The sequence below is a fragment of the Lysobacter oryzae DSM 21044 genome, from assembly GCF_059568595.1.
Genome location: NZ_JCANTQ010000009.1, coordinates 258,456 through 278,372 on the forward strand (window position 1 = coordinate 258,456; position 19,917 = coordinate 278,372).

22 protein-coding genes are annotated in these 19,917 nt (G+C 67.1%); 9 read left to right on the forward strand and 13 right to left on the reverse strand.

What is annotated here, in order from left to right; genetic code table 11:
* Positions 1–62: 62 nt before the first annotated feature.
* The 8 genes from BP05_RS04885 to BP05_RS04920 all read right to left on the reverse strand — a co-directional run bounded on the left by BP05_RS04885 (position 63) and on the right by BP05_RS04920 (position 6,712).
* Positions 63–1,439: a leucyl aminopeptidase family protein gene (locus BP05_RS04885; RefSeq protein WP_496361048.1), complete on the reverse strand. Its 1,377-nt coding sequence runs from the start codon at positions 1,437–1,439 to the stop codon at positions 63–65.
* A complete protein-coding gene (locus tag BP05_RS04890) occupies positions 1,436–2,161 on the reverse strand; it encodes an HAD family hydrolase (RefSeq protein WP_496361050.1) in 726 nt (241 codons plus the stop codon). Before BP05_RS04890 ends, BP05_RS04885 begins: the two co-directional genes overlap by 4 nt.
* Before the next feature lie 104 nt (positions 2,162–2,265).
* The gene (locus BP05_RS04895) at positions 2,266–3,378 is read right to left on the reverse strand and encodes an AI-2E family transporter (protein ID WP_496361052.1); all 1,113 of its coding nucleotides are present in this window, start codon (positions 3,376–3,378) and stop codon (positions 2,266–2,268) included.
* Entirely contained in the window at positions 3,375–3,782 is a 408-nt protein-coding gene (locus BP05_RS04900; RefSeq protein ID WP_496361054.1) for a hypothetical protein, read from the reverse strand. The genes BP05_RS04895 and BP05_RS04900 overlap by 4 nt, the downstream gene beginning before the upstream one ends.
* Before the next feature lie 3 nt (positions 3,783–3,785).
* Positions 3,786–4,133: a hypothetical protein gene (locus tag BP05_RS04905; protein WP_496361056.1), complete on the reverse strand. Its 348-nt coding sequence runs from the start codon at positions 4,131–4,133 to the stop codon at positions 3,786–3,788.
* A 34-nt stretch (positions 4,134–4,167) separates the two neighbouring features.
* Positions 4,168–4,731: a phage holin family protein gene (locus BP05_RS04910; protein ID WP_496361058.1), complete on the reverse strand. Its 564-nt coding sequence runs from the start codon at positions 4,729–4,731 to the stop codon at positions 4,168–4,170.
* A 126-nt stretch (positions 4,732–4,857) separates the two neighbouring features.
* A complete protein-coding gene (locus BP05_RS04915) occupies positions 4,858–5,220 on the reverse strand; it encodes a hypothetical protein (RefSeq protein WP_496361060.1) in 363 nt (120 codons plus the stop codon).
* Positions 5,221–5,266: 46 nt separating this feature from the next.
* The gene (locus BP05_RS04920; RefSeq protein ID WP_496361062.1) at positions 5,267–6,712 is read right to left on the reverse strand and encodes a Do family serine endopeptidase; all 1,446 of its coding nucleotides are present in this window, start codon (positions 6,710–6,712) and stop codon (positions 5,267–5,269) included.
* 584 nt (positions 6,713–7,296) lie between these two features.
* Between BP05_RS04920 and BP05_RS04925 the strand changes: the two genes are divergently transcribed.
* From BP05_RS04925 to BP05_RS04945, 5 genes are all read left to right on the forward strand, one after another.
* Complete coding sequence (locus BP05_RS04925; RefSeq protein ID WP_496361064.1) at positions 7,297–9,450, forward strand: adenosylcobalamin-dependent ribonucleoside-diphosphate reductase; 2,154 nt, start codon at positions 7,297–7,299, stop codon at positions 9,448–9,450.
* A gap of 204 nt (positions 9,451–9,654) precedes the next feature.
* Entirely contained in the window at positions 9,655–10,209 is a 555-nt protein-coding gene (locus BP05_RS04930) for a hypothetical protein (RefSeq protein ID WP_496361066.1), read from the forward strand.
* A 122-nt stretch (positions 10,210–10,331) separates the two neighbouring features.
* Positions 10,332–11,135 (forward strand): TSCPD domain-containing protein, encoded by an 804-nt coding sequence (locus BP05_RS04935; protein ID WP_496361068.1) that lies wholly within the window; start codon positions 10,332–10,334, stop codon positions 11,133–11,135.
* A gap of 494 nt (positions 11,136–11,629) precedes the next feature.
* Positions 11,630–12,580 carry a DUF4760 domain-containing protein gene (locus tag BP05_RS04940; RefSeq protein ID WP_496361070.1) on the forward strand — a complete coding sequence of 317 codons (951 nt, stop codon included), beginning with the start codon at positions 11,630–11,632 and terminating at the stop codon, positions 12,578–12,580.
* A gap of 583 nt (positions 12,581–13,163) precedes the next feature.
* Complete coding sequence (locus tag BP05_RS04945; RefSeq protein ID WP_496361072.1) at positions 13,164–13,634, forward strand: REP-associated tyrosine transposase; 471 nt, start codon at positions 13,164–13,166, stop codon at positions 13,632–13,634.
* Here BP05_RS04945 and BP05_RS04950 read toward each other — a convergent pair.
* Positions 13,589–14,116 carry a hypothetical protein gene (locus tag BP05_RS04950; protein WP_496361074.1) on the reverse strand — a complete coding sequence of 176 codons (528 nt, stop codon included), beginning with the start codon at positions 14,114–14,116 and terminating at the stop codon, positions 13,589–13,591. The genes BP05_RS04945 and BP05_RS04950 overlap by 46 nt on opposite strands.
* A 156-nt stretch (positions 14,117–14,272) precedes the next feature.
* On the opposite strand from BP05_RS04950, the gene BP05_RS04955 reads away from it, so the two are divergent.
* Positions 14,273–14,908: a hydrolase gene (locus BP05_RS04955; protein WP_496361075.1), complete on the forward strand. Its 636-nt coding sequence runs from the start codon at positions 14,273–14,275 to the stop codon at positions 14,906–14,908.
* A gap of 141 nt (positions 14,909–15,049) precedes the next feature.
* Positions 15,050–15,544 (forward strand): hypothetical protein, encoded by a 495-nt coding sequence (locus tag BP05_RS04960; RefSeq protein ID WP_496361077.1) that lies wholly within the window; start codon positions 15,050–15,052, stop codon positions 15,542–15,544.
* 52 nt (positions 15,545–15,596) lie between these two features.
* On the opposite strand, the gene BP05_RS04965 is transcribed toward BP05_RS04960, so the two are convergent.
* The 3 genes from BP05_RS04965 to ahr form a co-directional block, all read right to left on the reverse strand.
* Positions 15,597–15,977, reverse strand: coding sequence for a VOC family protein (locus tag BP05_RS04965; protein WP_496361079.1), 381 nt, complete (start codon positions 15,975–15,977; stop codon positions 15,597–15,599).
* Positions 15,978–16,140: 163 nt separating this feature from the next.
* Complete coding sequence (locus BP05_RS04970) at positions 16,141–16,347, reverse strand: hypothetical protein (protein ID WP_496361082.1); 207 nt, start codon at positions 16,345–16,347, stop codon at positions 16,141–16,143.
* A 73-nt stretch (positions 16,348–16,420) separates the two neighbouring features.
* Positions 16,421–17,428, reverse strand: a complete 1,008-nt coding sequence (gene ahr, locus BP05_RS04975) for an NADPH-dependent aldehyde reductase Ahr (RefSeq protein WP_496361084.1) — start codon at positions 17,426–17,428, stop codon at positions 16,421–16,423.
* Between the two features lie 294 nt (positions 17,429–17,722).
* Here ahr and BP05_RS04980 point away from each other — a divergent pair, with 294 nt between their 5' ends.
* Both BP05_RS04980 and BP05_RS04985 read left to right on the forward strand, forming a co-directional pair.
* Complete coding sequence (locus BP05_RS04980) at positions 17,723–18,328, forward strand: hypothetical protein (protein WP_496361086.1); 606 nt, start codon at positions 17,723–17,725, stop codon at positions 18,326–18,328.
* Positions 18,329–18,428: 100 nt separating this feature from the next.
* Positions 18,429–18,977: a hypothetical protein gene (locus tag BP05_RS04985; protein ID WP_496361088.1), complete on the forward strand. Its 549-nt coding sequence runs from the start codon at positions 18,429–18,431 to the stop codon at positions 18,975–18,977.
* 144 nt (positions 18,978–19,121) lie between these two features.
* On the opposite strand, the gene BP05_RS04990 is transcribed toward BP05_RS04985, so the two are convergent.
* Positions 19,122–19,856, reverse strand: coding sequence for an isochorismatase family protein (locus tag BP05_RS04990; protein ID WP_496361090.1), 735 nt, complete (start codon positions 19,854–19,856; stop codon positions 19,122–19,124).
* Positions 19,857–19,917: the final 61 nt, after the last annotated feature.

Consider the following 19,917-nt stretch of genomic DNA (forward strand, 5'->3'; position numbering starts at 1 on the left):
GGTCGTGCAAGGCGCAACTCGTGCACAGCGCGCGGATCACGCCGCGCGGACGGGCGCGGCGATCAGGCGCCGGCGTACGCCTTCAGCATCGCGTACGCGGCGCGCAGGCCCTGCGCTTCGCCGCCGGCGGGCTTGCCCGGGCGGTCGCTGTCGTTCCAGGCGTACACGTCCAGATGCGCCCACTTCTGCTGCGCGGGCACGAAGCGCTCCAGGTACAGCGCCGCGGTGATGCTGCCGGCCATCTTCGACGGGCCGGCGTTGGCGATGTCGGCGACGGTACTGGTGAGGTAGCGCCAGTACGGGCGCCACAGCGGCATGCGCCACAGCGGGTCGCGCAGGCGCGTGCCGGCGTCGAGCCAGGCGGCGGCGAGCGCCTCGTCGTTGGCATACACCGCCGGCAGGTCGGGGCCGAGCGCGATGCGCGCGGCGCCGGTCAGCGTGGCGAAGTCGAGCAGCAATGCCGGCTGCTGTTCGGCGGCGTAGACCAGCGCGTCGCAGAGCACGACGCGGCCTTCGGCGTCGGTGTTGTCGATCTCGACGCTGAGGCCCGCGCGCGTGGCGATCACTTCGCCGGGGCGGAAGGCATCCGGGCCGACGGCGTTCTCCACTGCGGGCACGAACAGGCTGATCCGCAGCGGCAGGCCACTGGCCATTATCCATTCGGCCAGGGCGATCGCGTGCGCCGCGCCGCCCATGTCCTTCTTCATGTTGCGCATGCCGTCGGCGGGCTTGAGATCGAGGCCACCGGTGTCGAAGCACACGCCCTTGCCGCAGATCGCGATGTGCGGGTGCGAGGGGTCGCCCCAGCGCAGCGAGATCAGCCGGGGCGCGCGGTGCGAGGCGCGGCCGACCGCATGGATGGCCGGGAAATTCTTCAGCAGCAGGTCGTCGCCGCTGACCACGTCGATGTGCGCGCCGAAGCGCTCGGCCAGCTCGCAGCACACCTGTTCCAGCTGGTCCGGGCCCATGTGCTCGGTCGGCGTGTTGACCAGGTCGCGCACGCGCAGGCACGCGGCCAGTTCGGCGCGGACCGCGTCGGTGTCGCCGTCGATCGCCAGCGTCGCCGGCGCGCGCAGCGGCTGCTTGTAGCGGGTGTAGCGGTAGCTGCCCAGGCCCCAGCCGAGCTGCAGCGCGGCGGCTTCCGCCGGCTCGAGCGTGTTGACCAGGCGCCAGTTGCGCGCCGGCAGCGCGAACGGCGCGTGGCCGTACGCGGCGGGATCGAGGCGGTCGCCGACGCCGATCACCGCGGCGGCGATGCGGCCTTCGGTGTCCGGCACCACCAGCGCCGTGTAGGCGCTGCCGTCGTAGCCCTGCGCCTCGATCCACGCGTCGACCGCGGCCGGTTGCGCCGCGCGCCATTCGGCGAAGTCCGCCCGCGTGACGACATGCAGCGGCAGGGCATTGGTGGAATCGAGGGTGAGGCCGGCGGGCAAGGTCATGCGGCGACGTCTTCCTGTGCGGTCGGGGAGTGCGCATCCAGCCAGTCGGCCAGTGCGGTGAGCGAAGCGAAATGCAGGTCGGGGCCGACGTCGGCGTGCGGCCACGCGAGGTTGTCGCGGTTGATCCAGCACGCGCGCAGGCCGGCGCGCGCGGCGCCGACGACATCCATCGTGATGTCGTCGCCGACGTGCAGCACGTGGACGGGATCCTCGCCCAGGCGTGCGCAGGCGGCGTGGAAGATGCTGGCGTCGGGCTTGGCGGCGCCGTGCTCGCGCGCGCCCAGCTGGAAGCGGAAGTGCTGGTCGATGCCCACGGCCGCCAGGTCGGCGTTGCCGTTGCTCAGCGCCGCCACCGGGACGCGTGCCGCGATGCGCTGCAGCGCCGGCAGCGCGTCGGGATAGAAATCGACGCGGTTGCGCTCGGCGAAGAAGATCGCGTACGCCGCTTCGGCCAGGGCGACGTCGCCGCCGCTGTCGCGCAGCGCGCGCTCGATGGTGAGGCGGCGCAGCAGGCTGAGGTCGTGCGCATGCTGCGGATGCTCGGCGACCACGCGCTCGCGCAGGACGCGCATCTCCGCGACGGGGAAGCGGGCCGCGGTCCGCGGGCTGTGCCGTTCCATCCACTCGTGCAGGGTTCGCTCGATCCGCGCCCCGATCGGCGCGAACGGCCACAGGGTGTCGTCGAGATCGAGGGTGATGGCGCGGACTGGGAACGGACTCACGGCCGCAATTCTAACGGCCTGCGCGCGCCCCGGCCTTAGTCGCAGTCAGTTATGTGAAGGATCACTCCGGCGATCCGCGCGCGACCGGGCACCGATACCGCAGGCTACTCGAGCAACCGGGCCCAGCCTTCCATGCCCTCGGTGCGCTCCAGTACCAGCTTCACGCACACCAGCAGCGGCACGGCCAGCAGCAGGCCGACGATCCCCCACAACGCGCCGAACACCATCAGCCCGAGGATCAGCACCAGCGGCGAGAGCCGCATGCGCCGGCCGAGCACGATCGGGGTGACGATCTGGCCCTCGAGCGTGTGCAGCAGCAGGTAGATGCCGGCCGGCAGCACGGCCTTGATGCCGTCGAAATCGGTAAGCCCGATCAGCAGCATCACGGCGATGCCGACCAGCGGACCCACGTACGGTGCGTAATTGAGCAGCGCCGCCATCGTGCCCCACAGCAGCGCCTCGGGCAGGTCCAGGCCGAGCAGGTTGAGCGCGATCGCGAACACCAGGCCGACCACGGCGTTGATCAGGCTGATGGTCAACACGTAGCGCGAGAGTTCGGCCTCGATCGACTGCAGGATCTCGACGGTGAGCTTCTTCTGCTGGCGGCTGTGCAGCAGGTCGATCGCGTTGCGCTGCAGGTTCTCGCCGTAAACCATGAAGAAGAACGTCAGCAGCACCACCGCCAGCACCGAGGCGAGCAGGCGTGGCGTGGTGGTCAGGGCGCGGTAGGGGTCGTTGACCTCGGTGCGCACCACCTGCACCGGCTTGGACTCGCCGCCCGCCGCGCGGGCGAGGGTCTCCGCCGCGCGATTGGCTTCCTGCATCGGCCTGACCATCTCGCGCAGCTTCGGCGCGAGGGCCTTGAGTTCGCGCGGCGCCTGCCGCACCCATTCGCCGGCCGGTTCGACCAGCTGGTTGCCCAGCGCGCCGGCCAGCAGCAGCCCGCCGACCAGCACCAGCAACGCGGCGACGAAGCGCGGCAGCCACAGCCGCCGCAGCACGCGGATGATCGGGTTGCCGATCAGGGCCAGGAACATCGCCAGCAACACCGGCACGATCAGGTCCTGCGCCGCCCACAGCACCGACCCGACCGCGATCGTGGCGATGACCACCGCGGCGACGGATGCGCGCGGCCGCGCCGTGGTCGGCGGCGGATTGGGCAGCTGCTCGGCGTCCGCCGCGGATTCCAGGTCGGAATGGGAGGCGGGAAGCGTCACGGCAGGGGACCTGGTGGGTGGATGGGATCGACCGGGGTGGCGGCCGGCGGCGTCGGCACTGCGCCCGGCACCGCGCCCGGGGCCACGGTGTCGGCCACGGTTTCCGCGGTGTCCGCCGCCTCTTCGGCATGCTCGGCCGCAACCTGCGCGCTGCCGCCGGCGAACAGGCCCGAGAGCATGGTCACCAGTTGCATCCACTGGCCGCTGCGCGCGACCGCGCGCAACGGCTGCGCGCGCCCGACCAGGAAGCCGCTGACCAGGCCGGCGATGACCAGGCGTCCCGGCGTCCACGCCGCGCGCCACGTCGTCTTCAGTTGCTGCCATTCGGCCGAGACGCGGCGCTCGCGCGCCTCGAGCGCGGCCTCGGCCTGTTGCACCTTCGTGAGCAGTTGCTTGAAGCCCATGGACTATCCGGTTTGAAGTGCCGCGTCGGACGCCGCGCCGAAGCCGGCCGCCGGCGCGCTCGCCATGTCTTCGTACAGGCCGAAGACGTCATCGCCGTCCACGCCCGGGTCGCCGATCGCGTAGAGCGTGCCGAACACGGCTTCGTAGGCCGTCGACTGCATCAGCAGGCACAGGTCCTGCGCCGCGACACCGGCCGCGAGCGCGCGTTCGATCGCGCCAGCGACCGCGGCGGAACCGCTGTCGGGCGCGCGCCGGGCGTTGGCGACGATGTTCGCCAGGCAGCGCGGATCGCGCAGCGGGTTGATCACCGTCTGCCACAGGTGTTCGACCAGTTGTTCCCGTGTCGCCACCGCGTGCTCCCCTCGTTCGTGGAATGAAGACCGCTCAGGGCGGGGTAACGTCGACGCCGAGTCCTTTCTTCACCGGCTCGCCCTCGGTGACGTCCGCCACCTGCTCGGCCGCCTGCTTGGTGGACTGCGGCGAATCCGCATCGGGCATGTAGTCGGCGAGCTCGCCGATGCCCAGCCGCGCCAGCTGCCGCCGCGTCGCCTGCATCCGCGTGTGCTCGAAGTAGTGCATCGAACGCCACACGCCGAACGCGGTCACCACGATGCTCAGCAGCGCGCACGCGCCCAGCGACAACGTCCAGGACCAGGACAGGGCATCGTGCAGCGCCGCAGTCAGCGCCGCCATCAGCAGCATCCACGCCGACGCGCCGAATGCGATCGCGACCCCGGTGAAGGCCAGGGTGCGGCCGAAGGCGCTGCGCGCGAGCGAGAGGTCGGCGCTGACCAGGATGCGCATGGCCTTGGCCGCATCCGAGGTTGCCTTCAGGCCGGCGCGGCCGACCGCGCTGATCTCGCGCAGCGATTCGCCCAGGTCCGGCGCAGGCCCGGGCCTGCCGGCACCCGGCGTGGGAGGCGTCTGCTCGCTGCGCGATTCGTCCATAACGGGCCGGCCGTGTCGGGCGGTGCGTCGAAGAGTAGCCCGGGCAAGCGCGACCTGCGCGAGGAGTGTTCCCGACAACGCTCCCCGCGGCCGGTCGCCGGCCTCGCCCGGGCTACATGCGAAGGCTTACTTGTCGCCGCCGCGCGCGAGCTTGGCGATGATCCAGCCGGCCGCGAAGGCCACGCCGAACGAAACCAGCGGCCGCTCGCGGATGATTTCGGCGGCGCTGTCGACCAGGTCGCGGCCCTTGTCCATCAGTGCGTCCATCTGTTCGCGCGCGGCGCCGCCGGCCTGTTCGGCCGCGGTCAGTCCGGCGATGGCGCTGTCGGCGAGGTCGGCCTTGACGTTGGCCTTGCCCAGGCGCAGCTCATCGGCCGCCGCGCCGGCGGCGCTGCGCAGCGCATCGCCGGTGTCGACCGCGGCCTGCTTGAGGTGGCCGCCGGCTTCGCCGAGGTGGGACTTCATGCCATCGGTATTGGTAGGGGACATGTTCGATCTCCTGGAAGTGGGCGAAGCGGTCGCAGCAGGGGTCGGGTTACTGCATTTCGATCTCGCCGCGATCGCCACCCCGGATCACGCGGAACACCAACCTTGCCGGGGCCCGTGTGAAGCTGGCGCGGAAGCCGGGCAGGTCGGCGAAATCGCCGCTGGTGGCGGCCACGACGACGTCGCCCTTGGCCAGGCCGTTGCGGGCGGCGCGGCTGCCGCGGGCGACGGCCTCCACCACCACGCCGTCCACGCCCTGCTGGCGCAGCGACGCCGGCAACTCGGCGAAGGTCGCGCCTTCCAGGCGCGGGTCGAGCTCGGCGCCGGCCAGCGCGCGCGGCTGTTCGCGCAGGCTGGCGGTGAGCTGCAGCGGCTTGCCGTCGCGGATCACGTCCAGGGTGACCCGGCTGCCGACCGCCTGCAGGCCTTCGAAGTTGCGCAGCGCGTTGCGGTCGTCGACGTGCTCGCCGTTGGCGCCGACGATCACGTCGCCGGTCTTCAGGCCCGCCGCGGCCGCCGCCGAGCCGGCGAACACCCGCGTCACCGCCGCCCCGCGCGCTTCGCCCAGGCCCAGGCCCTGCGCGATGCGCGGGTCCACGTCCTGCGTTTCCACGCCCAGGGTGCCGCGGCGCACCTCGCCGGTGGCGACCAGCTGGTTCATCACGCCGCGCGCGATGCTCATCGGGATAGCGAAGCCCAGCCCGATGTTGCCGGCCATCGAGCCGCGCGGATTGAAGCTGGCGGTGTTGATGCCGACCAGTTCGCCGTTGAGGTTGACCAGCGCGCCGCCGGAATTGCCCGGGTTGATCGAGGCGTCGGTCTGGATGAAGTTCTGGTAGCCGAGCCCGCGCAGGCCGCTGCGGCCGACGGCCGAGACGATGCCGGAGGTGACGGTCTGGCCGATGCCGAACGGGTTGCCCACCGCGACCACGAAGTCGCCGACCTTGAGCTGGCTGGAATCGGCCAGCGGCAGCGCGCTCAGCCCGCTCGCCTTGATCCGCATCACCGCGACGTCGGTGTCGGGATCGGAACCGACGAACTCGGCCTTGAAGGTGCGCTCGTCCGCGAGCGTCACCGAGACCTCGTCCGCGCCCTCGATCACGTGGTGGTTGGTGAGGATCAGGCCGCGCGCGGCATCGACGATCACGCCCGAGCCCAGCGATTCGTTGATCCGCTCCTGGGTAAGCTGCGGGAACATCCGCCGGAACACCGGGTCGTTGGCGAACGGTCCCACGCCCACGCGCACGCGCTGCTTGGTGTGCACGCTGACCACCGCGGGGGTGACCCGCGCCAGCATCGGCGCGAGCGAGGGCAGCGGGGTGGTGCCGACCGCGGCGGGCAATGCGGCGACCGCCGGGGCGGCGCCCGCGGCGGGAAGCGGCGCGGCTGCAGCCGGCGCTTCGAAGGCATCGCGCATCGCGGTGGCGGCGAAACCGCCGAACGCGGCGGCGGCGGACAGGGCGAGCAGGGTCTTGTGGGCGTTCGACAGGCGCATGGGAGGCGGGTCGTCAGGAGAGGTGGGAGAGGATCGCGGCGCGGGCGCGGTTTTCAAGCGTCGCGGACCGGTTCAGTGTCCGCGCGGGCCGCCCAACCGTCCATGAAGTTTCATGCCCGCACCGCCGCGCGCGGTGCAAGTTGCGGGCCAAGCCGCGTGCTTGCCGGGCTGGCGCGAGGCGCGTGCGCATGCACTGCGGGTAAGAAAAAAAACCGTTGACTTGGGTAGGGGCGGGGTTTAGGTTTGGTTCCCGTCCGGCCACTACATCTTGTGGTTGGCCCGATGGGAAGAGCCCAAGCTTAGGGGTAGGCTTGGAAGTAAGGACAAGGCCGGGCAGACGCAGGGGAGCGGCGTCCGGCAGGAGTAGACCGGGTCGGCAACCGACCCGAGGACCCACGAAAACCGAAGGCAGCGCGACGCGATCCGGATTCTCCAGAGAGACATCTCAACGGGGGCACTTCAGGGCATCGATCGCGCGCCAAGTCGTCGGCGCAGTGGGGTGATGTGACAGGCAGCACACAACCATAAGAACAGCATGGCGCCGGGGCCGACCTGTCGCCGAAGGCAACAGGAGATAGCAAGGCATGAGCACGGTACGCCTCGAGGCAGTAAAGACCCCCATGGCCGAACAGGAAATCCCGATGCAGCCGGCGTCCCAGGACATCTGGGACAAGAAGTACCGGTTGAAGACCAAGTCCGGCGCCGCCGTGGACGCCGACATCGACGCCACCTACCAGCGCGTCGCCAAGGCCCTGGCCGATGCCGAGCCCAACGCCGAGAAGCAGGCCTACTGGAACGAGCGCTTCGTATGGGCGCTGCGCCGCGGGGCGATCCCCGCCGGCCGCATCACCTCCAACGCCGGTGCGCTCGAGCACAAGCCCGCGACCTCGACCATCAACTGCACCGTGTCCGGCACCATCGAGGACTCGATGGACGGCATCCTCGAGAAGGTCCATGAAGCGGGCCTCACGCTGAAGGCCGGCTGCGGCATCGGCTACGAGTTCTCCACGCTGCGTCCGCGCGGCGCGTTCGTCGCCGGCGCCGGCGCGTACACCTCCGGCCCGATGTCCTTCATGGATATCTACGACAAGATGTGCTTCACCGTGTCCTCGGCCGGTGGCCGCCGCGGCGCGCAGATGGGCACCTTCGACGTGTCGCATCCGGACGTGAAGGACTTCATCCGCGCCAAGCGCGAGGACGGCCGCCTGCGCCAGTTCAACCTGTCGCTGCTGATCACCGACGGCTTCATGGACGCGGTCAACGGCGACAAGGACTGGCCGCTGGTGTTCCCGGTCAACGAGAAGGAAGTGGGCGACCTCGACCTGCAGGACGCCGAGCAGGTCGTGTGGCGCGAGTGGCCGACCCACCGCAACTACATCGTCCGCGACGACGGCCTGGTCGCCTGCAAGATCTACGGCCACATCCGCGCGCGGCACCTGTGGGACATGATCATGGTCTCGACGTACGACTACGCCGAGCCGGGCTTCATCCTGATCGACCGCGTCAACGAGATGAACAACAACTGGTGGTGCGAGTCGATCCGCGCGACCAACCCCTGCGGCGAGCAGCCGCTGCCGCCGTACGGCGCCTGCCTGCTGGGCTCGGTCAACCTGACCAAGTTCGTGCGCAAGCCCTTCACCGACGAAGCCTCCTTCGACTGGGAGGAATACAAGGAAGTCGTGCGCGTGTTCACCCGCATGCTCGACAACGTGGTCGAAGTGAACGGCCTGCCGCTGGAGCAGCAGCGCAACGAGATCATGCGCAAGCGCCGCCACGGCATGGGCTTCCTTGGCCTGGGCAGCACCATGACCATGCTGAAGATGAAGTACGGCTCCAAGGAGTCGTGCGACTTCACCGACCGCATAGCCCGCGACATGGCCGTGGCCGGCTGGGAGATGGGCCTGTCGCTCGCCAAGGAGAAGGGCCCGGCCCCGATCATGGACGAGCTGTTCACCGTCACCGCCGAGATGCTGCGCAAGCGCCCGGAAATGGTGAAGGACGGCTGGAAGCTCGGCCAGGAGATCGAGGGCAAGACCCTGCACGCGCGCTACAGCCGCTACATGCAGCGCGTCGCCTCGGTAGCCCCGGAACTGGTCGACGAGCTGGCCGAAGTCGGCGCCCGCTTCACCCACCACAGCTCGATCGCCCCGACCGGCACCATCTCGCTGTCGCTGGCCAACAACGCCTCCAACGGCATCGAGCCGTCGTTCGCGCACCACTACAGCCGCAACGTGATCCGCGAAGGCAAGAAGACCAAGGAAAAGGTCGACGTCTATTCCTACGAGCTGCTGGCCTACCGCGAGCTGGTCAACCCCAAGGCGATGCCCTTCGCCGAGGACGCGGACGCCAGGCTGCCCGAGTACTTCATCTCCGCCGACGACATCACCCCGAAGGAACACGTCGACGTCCAGGCCGCGGCGCAGAAGTGGGTGGACTCCTCGATCTCCAAGACGGCCAACGTCCCCACGGACTACCCGTACGAGGACTTCAAGGACATCTACCGCTACGCCCACCAGCAGGGCCTCAAGGGCTGCACCACCTTCCGCTTCAACCCGGCCGCCTTCCAGGGCGTGCTGGTCAAGGAAGCCGACCTGGAGAACACGACGTACCGCTTCGAGCTGGAAGACGGCAGCGTGGTCGAGGTCAAGGGCAACGAGCAGATCGAGTACGACGGCGAGATGCACACCGCCGCCAACCTGTTCGACGCGCTCAAGGAAGGCTATTACGGCAAGTTCTGATCGTCGTCTCCGCCCTCTCCCCGCCGGGGAGAAGGGCGGGCGCGGACGGACGCGCCGGGCAACCTGAAAAACGATTCAGTCTTGTTCGTTCCGCTTCACCATGCTTTCGAACCGCCACGGGTATAGGATCGAATCGCAACACCGCAGTTCCGATTGTTTGTCCCGATAAAAACCAGCAAGGCATAGCGCCCGCGAGGAGGGCACATGAGCAACGGGAATGGAGTGACGGCGACTCTTTCGCAAGCCGCCGAATCGGTGAAGGAAACCGCGTCCAGCGCGGCGACCGCCGTGGCCAAGAAGGCCGAAGGGGTAGTCAAGGCGGCGAAGAAGCGCGCCACCAAGGCGAAGAAGGCCGCGACCAAGGCCGTGAGCAAGGCGAAGAAGACGCTCGCGTCCGCCTCCGCCGCGGCGAAGAAGGAAGCGACCGCGCTGCGCGCCAAGGTCGCCGGCAAGAAGAAGACCGCGAAGAAGGCCGCCAAGAAGGCCGGCAAGAAGGTCGCGAAGAAGGCCGCCGCGACCAGGAAGGCCGCGAAGAAGGCAGTACGCAAGGTGACCAAGAAGGCGGCGAAGAAGACCGCCCGCAAGGCACCGGCCAGGAAGGCCGCCAAGAAGACCGCCCGCAAGGCGACTCCGCGCAAGGCCGCGGCCAAGAAGACCGCACGCAAGGCCGCGCCGCGCAAGGCCGCCAAGAAGGTGGCAAAGAAGACGGCCCGCCGTCCCGCCAAGAAGGCGGCGAAGAAGGCCGCTCGCAGGAAGTAAGCAGTACCGGCAACACCAGGCAGTAACCAGAACAGAAAGCCCCGATTGGTCACCGCGCCCCGCGCGGGCGCGGTGACCGCACTGAACTACTTAAGCACTGACGCAATACCAGGGACCCGACGATGACCGTCAAAATCAACAAGAAGATCAAGGGCTACGCCGTCGTCACCGCCGACGACAAGGCCAGGGAAGCCATCAAGGCCGAATCCGTCTCGCGCATCGCCGCCGAGGCCGAAGCCAAGCCGGTGGCCGACGTCATCCAGATGCACGAGCGCGTCGAGCGCCCCGAAGTGCTGATCGGCTCCACCTACAAGATCAAGACGCCGCTGGTCGAGCACGCCATGTACGTGACGATCAACGACATCGTCCTCAACCCGGGCACCGAGCACGAGCTGCGCCGCCCGTTCGAGGTCTTCATCAATTCCAAGTCGATGGACCACTTCCAGTGGATCGTCGCCCTGACCCGCATCATGTCCGCCGTGTTCCGCAAGGGCGGCGACGTCACCTTCCTGGTCGACGAGATGCGCGCCGTGTTCGACCCGCGCGGCGGCTACTTCAAGGCCGGCGGCGTGTACATGCCCTCCCTGGTCGCCGAGATCGGCGCCGTGGTCGAGGAGCACCTCAAGTCGATCGGCCTGATGCACGACCCCGAGATGAGCGACGCCACCCGCGCCCTCATCGCCGAGAAGCGCAAGGCCTACGAAGACCGCGCAAAAAAAAAGTCTGAAGTAATCACCGCCGGCGAGATGGGCGGCGCCATGAGCGCCGACGTCGACGCCCGCACCGAGGAAGTGATCGAGGTCACCGGCGAAGGCGCGTCGTTTCCGCCCTCGGCGACCATGTGCCACAAGTGCAGCACGAAGGCCGTGGTGATCATGGATGGGTGCGCGACTTGCTTGAATTGTGGGTATAGCAAGTGCGGGTGAGCTAATTCGTCCCACACCTATAAATAAGGGCCAAGTCAGAAATGAACTTGGCCCTTATTCTTTAGAGGTCAACCGCAGTCGTCGCAGCGGCCCGCTGGTTGGGGCTAGCTCTAGCGTAAGAACCGGCTAGCAATTGCCCAAAGTTGGGTTGTAATAAAATCAATAACTTACGGCTAAGCTGAACGCGCAGCATGCCGTTGCCATCTGTAGAACTGTGAGTTGTGGGTCTTCCCTAGACGCGGAAATGGTGTAGTTTTCGCCTTGACGCAGCAGTCAGGATCGTTGCGTTAGGGTGGCAGCCGTTAGAAGTGTGGTGGATGGGATTGAGTCCTTAATCAAATCTGTTCGCAAAACCGCAACCTACAACGTCTCGCTCGGGGGCTTCCTAGGGGTAACAAAATGAAAACTGGTACCGGTGACGGCTAAGCATTCTTAGACTCACAAATGAAAGAAGCCCCCGATATCGGGGGCTTCGCCGTATCTAGGGGGAAGTGATGAGTCGGAAGAAGGAAAACATTGTTTCGCTCGGTTGGCATAACGTCATATGTCCTCTCGCCAAAGCTGCAGATCCACTTAGTTGGATTCTTTTCGTTGGCTTTTTAGCGCTAGTGGCAATCTCGATCGTTGCTCGTTACGACGATGGCGCCCTTCATAACTTCTATCAGATTAGATATCCGCTCTTTTGGTATGGCGCGTGGATCCTCGTTGTGCTCGCTACTGCTGGCCCTATATTCAATCTCACGAGAGAAAAGAATGAGGTTCCACTCGGAGTTCTGATTGGCGTCAGCGTTGCCCACGTTCTGAACTTTCTGATAATTAGTGTTGTAACGCTAAATCAATCTGGAAATGTCGCTGCAATAACTGCATTGCTTGCCGCAACGGTGGCGGCGTCGATGGTTGGTATCGGCTGGGTTGTTCAGCATCAGAGTAGTGCGAGAGCATCGCGCCGCGCCCACACATTCAACATCCTGATGCAGTCGAGACTCAGCAAAGAGTTCCAGGATCAGATCAAGAAGCGAGCTGACATGTACTCGGCTGGAAATCCCGTGGCGGCCGAAGATGCAAAGCTTTTTAACAAGATCGGCTATGAGCAATGTAAGGCCGAAACAATTAGGCAGCGAGACTTGGATTTGGCTCGAACAAAAGACGAAGCCAAGGCTGATGTTAGCGCCGCATACGAGAAGAAGTTGGAGGTTCTCGAAAAGAAGTTTGAGTCGCTTCAGGGCGTCAAATATTTGCTCAATTTCTACGAATTCATGAGCGCAGGAATCCATCTTCGTGAGCTCGACGAGCCGCTCTTAAGAGAGACGCTTAGGGATATTGCCATAACGCTATACAAGGATTCCGCGCAAATCAGGACGTTTCAGCGTGAGTCCCAACCTAATGTGTTTGTCAATCTAGATCGGATCGTCAAAGGCATTTGGATGAAGGACGATCAACGCTGACAGATCTCGTAGGGCGCAATAACCGAAGGGCATTGCGCCGACATCCATCCGGGTAAGGACCGTAGGCTGGGTTGGCTTCATCAACCCAGCAAATTCTCTAGGCAATCCCGCCACCTGATCGTCTTTCGCATGAAGGACCGTAGGCTGGGTTGGCTCCATCAACCCAGCTTCTCCAGGACCGTAGGCTGGGTTGGCTCCATCAACCCAGCTTCTCCAGAGAGTCCTGCTGCCTGATCACCTTCCGCGTGAAGCGCTGGGTTGGAGAAGCCAACCCAGCCTACGCCTCCCGCGGGGTTTTCCGATGGCGGGGTGCGCGGTGGCGGCACCCGCGGACCCTTCCCCGGCTACGATGCGATCCACCTGCGCGGGAAACCGACCCGCGTCTCGCCGAGGAATCATGAAGCCAGCCCTTGCCCTCACCGTCGTGCTGATCGCCGCTGCCACTTGTGCGTCCGCGCAGCCAGCGTAGCCCGGGTAAGCGAAGCGCACCCGGGGCTTTTCGTGGCGCGACTGCCTCCACCCGGGTGCGGCCTTCGGCCTTACCCGGGCTACGATGAACCTACATGGATGACGGAGCGCCAGGATGGTGCGATATCGACGCAATCGGGTCCCGGGTGGGACCTTTTTCTTTACGGTGACGTTGCGTAACCGGCGCAGCGACCTGCTGGTGGCGCGAATCGATGCATTGCGCGAGGCCTGGCGATCGGCGAAGGGGCGCGTGCCGCACGACGTGGTCGCGGCCGTGGTACTGCCGGAGCATCTGCATGCTGTGATCGCCATGCGCGATGCCGCTGCCGACTACCCGCGGTTATGGCAAGACATCAAGAAGGGCTTCACCCGGCGCGTGCAGGCGACCGGAATGCCACCGCCGTGGCAGTCACGCTACTGGGAACACACGCTGCGCGATGAAGACGACCTGCGCCGGCATGTGGACTACGTGCACATCAACCCTCTAAAGCATGGCCTCGTCGAACGGGTGGCAGATTGGCCGCATTCCACCTTCCACCGTTACGTCGCGCGCGGGGTGCTGCCGACCGACTGGAGCGGGTCGTAGATCTCGTAGGGCGCAATGACCGAAGGGCGTGGCGCCGACATCCATCCGGGTAGCGAATGGAGGGTTCTGCCGTAGCGCTTCGTTCTCCGGCACCGGCTCGTAGGCCTCCAGTGTTTACTCTGGCGCAATGCGCTGCGCTTATTGCGCCCTACGAGCGCCGGCGAACCAACGCCGCTACGCAGCCGGTGCGAGAAGGGGGCGCGGCATCTGGCAACGGCGCCTTTGGCTGCATCAGCCACGCCTTGCGCCAGGTCGGCGACGTCACGCGTGGGCTTGGCGACCTCGACGATGGGATCGCCGACGCCATGCGCGGCGTCGGCCACCCCGTTCGCGAGGTCATCGACGTCATACATGAGCTCGCGGACCTCGCGAACGAGGTCGCGGAACTCATCCTTCAGGTCGCCGACGTGGGCGATGAGGTCGCCGATCCCTCGGATGACGACTTCGACGTCAGCCAGCGTCGCCCGGGTAGCGCAGCGCACTGGGGTTCTTCGCCGCGCGACTCACTCCACCGGGTGTGGCCTTCAGCCTTGCCCGGGCGACATGGCCGACCAGATAGCCGCAGGAACGGCAGGAAAATTGATCGGGCCTTAACTCGCACGGGGCCGACAATCGCGCTCCCGTCGCAGGAGCCCGCCATGTCCGGTGTCACGCCCATCCGCGATCCGAAGGCCGATGCGTTGCTCACCCCGGACAACGCGGTCATCGCCTTCATCGATTACCAGCCCGAGCAGTACGCCGGCGTGGGCTCCATGCCGCAGGACGAGCTGGTGGCCAACGTCACCCTGCTGGGCCACGTGGCGACCGCGTTCGGCCTGCCGGTGGTGCTGTCCACGGTGTACGTGCAGCACGGCATGGGTGCGACCAATCGCGAGTTGCGCGAGGCCCTGCCGGGCGTCGAGGAGATTGACCGCACGTCGATGAATTCCTGGGAAGACCCCGACTTCCACGCCGCGGTCGCAGCGACCGGGCGACGCAAGCTGGTCATCGCCGGGCTGTGGACCGAAGTATGCGTGGCGTTCCCGACGATCGATGCACTGCGGGAAGGCTACGAGGTCTACGTTGTCACTGACGCCATCGGCGGCGTCAGCACGACCGCCCATGAAAGCGCCATGCAACGCATGATCCAGGCGGGTGCAATCCCCATCACCGTGCTCGCCCTGGCCTGCGAACTGCAGCGCGACTGGGGCCGGCCCGAGGCCGATCGCCTGCGCCGCGTCATGCGCGAGTATTTCGGCGCGCATCGGGCGCTGCGATCGTCGAAGCCGACGTAACCCGCGTAGTTCTCGTAGGGCGCAATAACCGGAGGGCATTGCGCCGATATCCCGGTCGCGATTCCTGCTTGCAGCGTGACGGCCTGTCGACGCGCGCGTGCGTAGGGTGCGCGGAACCCTTGGCCCGTCGAGCACACACCGATGTCACCTACCAGGCTCCTGCCCCTCCTCCTCGCCGCCGCGGCACTGGCCGCCTGCTCCGATCGCCAGCCTGCCTCGGACGCCTCGCGCCCGGCGGACGCAACGACCCGCGCAGGCAACGAATCCGCCGGCGACGACACGGACACGAAATCGCCTCCCGCCACGCCACCGCCGGAATCGCCCAAGCCCGGAACGCCCAAGCCCGAGACGCCAAAGACGGAAGCCGACTACCTCGGCCGCTGGACCGGAGTCGAAGGCATGTACCTGGTGGTCGCGTCCAGGCCCGGCGGCGGCGTCAGCCTCGAGATGCAGTGGGACCTCGACCGCAAGGGCACCTTCGATGGCTCGGTCACCGCCGAAGGCCTGCGCTTCGTGCGCGAGGGCGTCGCCGAGACCGCCGTGCACAGCAATGGCGATGCCACCGGCCTGAAATACCTCGCCGGCAAGCAGGACTGCCTGACGGTCAAGCCGGGCGAGGGCTACTGCCGGGATTGAACCCGGAAGGCATGGCTGACAGGCAGCGCCCACCGCGCCGCGCGAACGGGCTTCACTTGAACGAGTGCAGTCCGATCGCATTGCCCTCGGTGTCGGTCACGATGGCGATGTAGCCGTAGTCGCCGGCGGCGAACTTGTCCTTCATCACCTGGCCACCGTTGGCCGCTGCCTTGGCCGCTTCCCGCGCACAGTCCTCGCAGCTGAAGTACACGATCACGGCGTTGCCTTGCGGTCCGCCGTCCTCCATGAGCGCGAGCGCGCCGGCGGCGCCGGGCGCATCCTTCGCCATCGGGAACATCCACATCTCGCGCAGGCCCGGGCCGATCTTCTCCTGCTTCTCCAGCGCGATGCCGAACACGGCCTCGTAGAACGCCCTGGCGCGCGGCATGTCGCGCACGTAGATCTCGAACCAGCCAACGGGATTGGCATTCATGACCCGGTCCCTGCAAAGGAGTGCACGTCATTGGACGCGGCGCGGGGTCAAGCCGGCGTCGGGTGCAGTTGGGTTGAGGTCGTCTACGGTCCGCGAGATCTCGCGCCGTGTGGTGCGTACCAAACCGCAGGGGTAGGTCAGCGCCACGTGCCGAATCCGCGCCTCAATGCTTGTCGGACTCGCCCGACGGCCCGCGTTCGGAGTCGGCATGCTCGGTCCGCTGCTTGCCGTCCTTGAAGATCGTCCAGTCGTCTTCGTCTGTACGGGTGTTGCGGTCGCCCGAGCTGTGGGCGTATTCGCTGTCGCGCGCGTCCTTCGGCGGCAGGGGCGGAGGGGTTTGCTTGGCGTGGCGCTTGTCGGTCGATCGCATCGTGGTGCTCCGTTGCAGCGGGCGCCGCCAGCGTGCGCCCGCAGCGGTGAACAGCGCGTCCTCCGGCGCCTGCTCAGGTATCCAGCACGATGCGGTAGCGCGCCTTGCCCGCGCGCAGGTGGTCCAGGGCGTCGTTGACCCGGTTCATCGGGAAATGCTCGGTCTGCGGCGCGATGCCGTGGCGGGCGGCGAAGCCGAGCATCGCGTCGATCGTGCCGCGCGATCCGGTGGGCGAACCGGACACGCTCCTCTGCCCGGAGATCAGCGCGAACGCGACCACCGGGATCGGCTCGAGCACCGCGCCCACCACGTGCAGGCGTCCGTTCGGCGCCAGCGCGGTGAACAGCGCCGGCCAGTCCAGCGGCACGTTGACGGTGTCGATGATCAGGTCGAGCGTGCCGGCCAGCGCCTTGATCGCGTCGCTGTCGCGACTGGACACCACGCGATGCGCGCCGAACGCGCGCGCCTCCTCGGCCTTGGAATCGCTGGAGGTGAAGGCCGTCACCTCGCAGCCCCAGGCGCGGCAGAACTTCAGCGCCATGTGTCCCAGGCCGCCAATGCCGAACACGCCGACGCGGCTGGTCGGACGGATGCCCAGCAGTTCCAGCGGCGAATACACGGTGATGCCGCCGCACAGCAGCGGTCCAACTTCGGCGAAGGGCAGCGCGTCGGGAATGGGCACGGCCCACACCCAGTGGCAGCGCACCCTGTCGGCGAACGCGCCGTGGCGGCCGGTGATGGTGCCGACCACGGCGCTGCACAGATGCTGGCGGCCGGCGATGCATTGGTCGCAATGCAGGCAGCTGTAGGCATTCCAGCCGATGCCCACGCGCTGGCCGGGGACGAGACCTTTCGCTTCGGCTCCCAGGGCCACCACGCGGCCCACGCCTTCGTGGCCGGGCACGAACGGATAGGTGGTCGAGCCCCAGTCGTTGTCGAGCATCGACAGGTCGGAGTGGCAGATGCCGCAATGCTCGATGGCGATCTCGACCTCCTCGGCACCGAGCGGGCCGGGGTCGTACTCGAACGGCTGCAGTCGTCCACCGGCGGTATGTGCCGCCCACGCCTTGATCGTCGCCATGGTCCGTACCTCCGGGCAGGAGGCCGATGGTACGCAGCGTTCGTTCCGCCGCCGTGAGCGGGCGAGTCCACCTGCCGTGCCAGTCTTCACGCGCGCCGTCCGGTGCCGGGAGGCTCCCCAACTTGAATGGTCTCCGGTAGGGTGCGGCGACGGTTCGGGGTGCGGAACCTCACTTCGTGAAGCCAGGCGGTCCGGACGACAGGGGAAATGATGGGCAACCAATGGCCACGTCCAGCGATTTGCGGGACGTTTATCGGACTCGTTACCGCCGTGACTGCGTGCAGCCCTGCGGGCGTGCTCAGCGCATCGCCATCGCCCGGAGCAATTGATCCGGGCGCGGTGGCCGCCTACCAACGCGCGAACCAAGCGTTGCTCGAGCGGGCACGCCAGGGCGTGCGCGCAACGGTGGTGCTGCAGCACGCGGATGGCAGTGCAGGCCAAGGCTACGACGAGTACATCAACGGAACGCCGCTGCGCCTGCGGGAAATCCGCCCGGACTACGAGGCCATCGGCGTGGGCGACACCGTCTGCAGGCGCGAGCCGGATGCCGGCCTGACTTGCGAGCAGGCAGAGTTCTACCTCGGGTTGCGCGAGGTCGAGGAGTCCGGCGTCCGCCGGGCCCAGTCGTCGTTTGCGGACTGCGGCATGTCGCGTTGCCGTCGGATCGACATCGAGCAGACGGCTGGTGATGCCGCGGAACTGACGGAGTTCTTGGGCGGCAACCAACCGGTGACGGTGGACGGGGAGCGCTACGTCATGACCCTGCTCGTCCGCGAGGACGGGTTGCCCTTTGCGCTCACCGAGTCCACGTGGTCCGGCACCGGGACGACCGAAGGACTGGCCACTTACACCTTCGACTACGACACCCCGGTCAATCCGATCGAGCTTCCCGCGGAGTGAGCGCGCCTGGTCGAGTGGCGCCAGGCGAATTGGCCAAGCCGGCATCCCCCAACCAATTCGAGTCCCATCGGCCGGAACTCGGCTGAACCAGGCTGCCCCCATGCACGACGGCGATATCGACTATTCCCGCTACTCCCTGCTTGAACTGGAAGAGGCGCTCGCGGGCATCAACCGGCATCGGTACCCGAGGAACTACGCCAACCTGCGATCCGCCTACGCGCTGCTGACCGGCCGCCTTGCGCAGGTCCCGGATCCCACGCCGCCTGCGGTGGCGCACCAAGTGGAAGACCGCGAACCGCAACCGCGATTCGACGCGAGCGGTCGCTACCTGCCCAACCAGATCCCGCCCGCGGAGCGTGCGCGCCACGTGCTGCTGTCACTGGCGTTGCTCGCGTACGGCGGTTACGGCGTGTGGGTCAACGACCTCTACGTGCCTGGCCGGCGTGGCCGCGGCATGCACCTGCACGACATACCGGCGTGGCTCATGTACGGGGCAATGGTCTGTGCCTGCCTGGTGATGCTCTCCGTGGTGTTCGACCACTACGACCGCCGCAACAACGAACGCCATTACCGCGCGTTCGCCGCAGTCGGCGAGTTCGCGGGCTGGACGCTGTTTGCGCTGTCGCTGCTTGGAGCGGTGTTGCGCTAGTTGCCTTCGCCATGAGGCACGCAATCATCGTTCCGCTGCGTGACGCCGTCCGGCGAAACTCGTGCAGGACGGGCAGGAGCCCGCCCTGCGATGGACGCTCCGGATGATTCAACGGCACCGGGCTGGATGCAGCTCGATGCGGGTTCAGCGCGCTCCTTCCGGCAGCAACCAGCCATGGCCGTCCGGCGTGAGGTCCTGCACCGGCCCGACGGTCGACGCCGGCCAATGCTGGCGGATCAGCTCCATCGCGGCGGCACCTTCGGGTGTCTTGAAGTCCCTTGCCAGCTCGGTGGTGACATTCAGCCAGGTCACCGTGACCGCGCCGGCATCGCGCAGGCGATGGATTGCCATCTCTTCGGCAAGCTTGCTGTTGCTACCGGAAGCATCCACGACCACGTAGACGTTGTAGCCCGCGCGCAGGAGGTCCAGCGCGGTCTCCAGCGTGCAGTTGTCGATGGTGATGCCGCCGATGATGACGTTCCGGCGCCCCTGCGACTTGAGCCAGGCGGCCATGTCGGGCGTGTACCCGGAGACGGTGGTGCGCGGAAAGCGATGGAAGTCGTGGGTGACGTTGCGCGTTATCTCGGGCAGGAAGGTGCCGTAGAAGTCGTCTTCCTCCCCCAGCACGACGGCCGGCATCTTGAACAACGCGTTGAGCTTGGCGAACGCCTCGACGTTGTTGCGGAACTGCCTGGGCGGAATGGTGTTGATCAGGTTGTCCAGGCCGGTCACGTAATCCACGTACACGAGCAGTGAATCGCGGGCCTCGAGCCGGGCCAGGGCGGCGGGATTGGTGCTGGGTGGCGAAGCGAAGCCGCGCGGAGCGGCGAGCATCGCCAGCGAAAACACCAGGACAGCGAGGGGGCGGAACCAGGACATGGCGGACTCCTTCGGCGAGCGGGCGGGTGGCTGCGTGCCGAATGCTGGCGCAGGCCGGCCG

What these genes read in the sequence shown, in the direction of transcription:
- BP05_RS04965 (WP_496361079.1), bottom strand. Translation starts at nt 15,977, where the DNA reads ATGAATGCCAATCCCGTTGGCTGGTTCGAGATCTACGTGCGCGACATG.
- BP05_RS04940 (WP_496361070.1), top strand. Translation starts at nt 11,630, where the DNA reads ATGAGTCGGAAGAAGGAAAACATTGTTTCGCTCGGTTGGCATAACGTC.
- BP05_RS04900 (WP_496361054.1), bottom strand. Translation starts at nt 3,782, where the DNA reads ATGGGCTTCAAGCAACTGCTCACGAAGGTGCAACAGGCCGAGGCCGCG.
- BP05_RS04910 (WP_496361058.1), bottom strand. Translation starts at nt 4,731, where the DNA reads ATGGACGAATCGCGCAGCGAGCAGACGCCTCCCACGCCGGGTGCCGGC.
- BP05_RS04925 (WP_496361064.1), top strand. Translation starts at nt 7,297, where the DNA reads ATGAGCACGGTACGCCTCGAGGCAGTAAAGACCCCCATGGCCGAACAG.
- BP05_RS04920 (WP_496361062.1), bottom strand. Translation starts at nt 6,712, where the DNA reads ATGCGCCTGTCGAACGCCCACAAGACCCTGCTCGCCCTGTCCGCCGCC.
- BP05_RS04885 (WP_496361048.1), bottom strand. Translation starts at nt 1,439, where the DNA reads ATGACCTTGCCCGCCGGCCTCACCCTCGATTCCACCAATGCCCTGCCG.
- ahr (WP_496361084.1), bottom strand. Translation starts at nt 17,428, where the DNA reads ATGGCGACGATCAAGGCGTGGGCGGCACATACCGCCGGTGGACGACTG.
- BP05_RS04915 (WP_496361060.1), bottom strand. Translation starts at nt 5,220, where the DNA reads ATGTCCCCTACCAATACCGATGGCATGAAGTCCCACCTCGGCGAAGCC.
- BP05_RS04935 (WP_496361068.1), top strand. Translation starts at nt 10,332, where the DNA reads ATGACCGTCAAAATCAACAAGAAGATCAAGGGCTACGCCGTCGTCACC.
- BP05_RS04990 (WP_496361090.1), bottom strand. Translation starts at nt 19,856, where the DNA reads ATGTCCTGGTTCCGCCCCCTCGCTGTCCTGGTGTTTTCGCTGGCGATG.
- BP05_RS04930 (WP_496361066.1), top strand. Translation starts at nt 9,655, where the DNA reads ATGAGCAACGGGAATGGAGTGACGGCGACTCTTTCGCAAGCCGCCGAA.
- BP05_RS04960 (WP_496361077.1), top strand. Translation starts at nt 15,050, where the DNA reads ATGTCACCTACCAGGCTCCTGCCCCTCCTCCTCGCCGCCGCGGCACTG.
- BP05_RS04970 (WP_496361082.1), bottom strand. Translation starts at nt 16,347, where the DNA reads ATGCGATCGACCGACAAGCGCCACGCCAAGCAAACCCCTCCGCCCCTG.
- BP05_RS04985 (WP_496361088.1), top strand. Translation starts at nt 18,429, where the DNA reads ATGCACGACGGCGATATCGACTATTCCCGCTACTCCCTGCTTGAACTG.
- BP05_RS04955 (WP_496361075.1), top strand. Translation starts at nt 14,273, where the DNA reads ATGTCCGGTGTCACGCCCATCCGCGATCCGAAGGCCGATGCGTTGCTC.
- BP05_RS04945 (WP_496361072.1), top strand. Translation starts at nt 13,164, where the DNA reads ATGGTGCGATATCGACGCAATCGGGTCCCGGGTGGGACCTTTTTCTTT.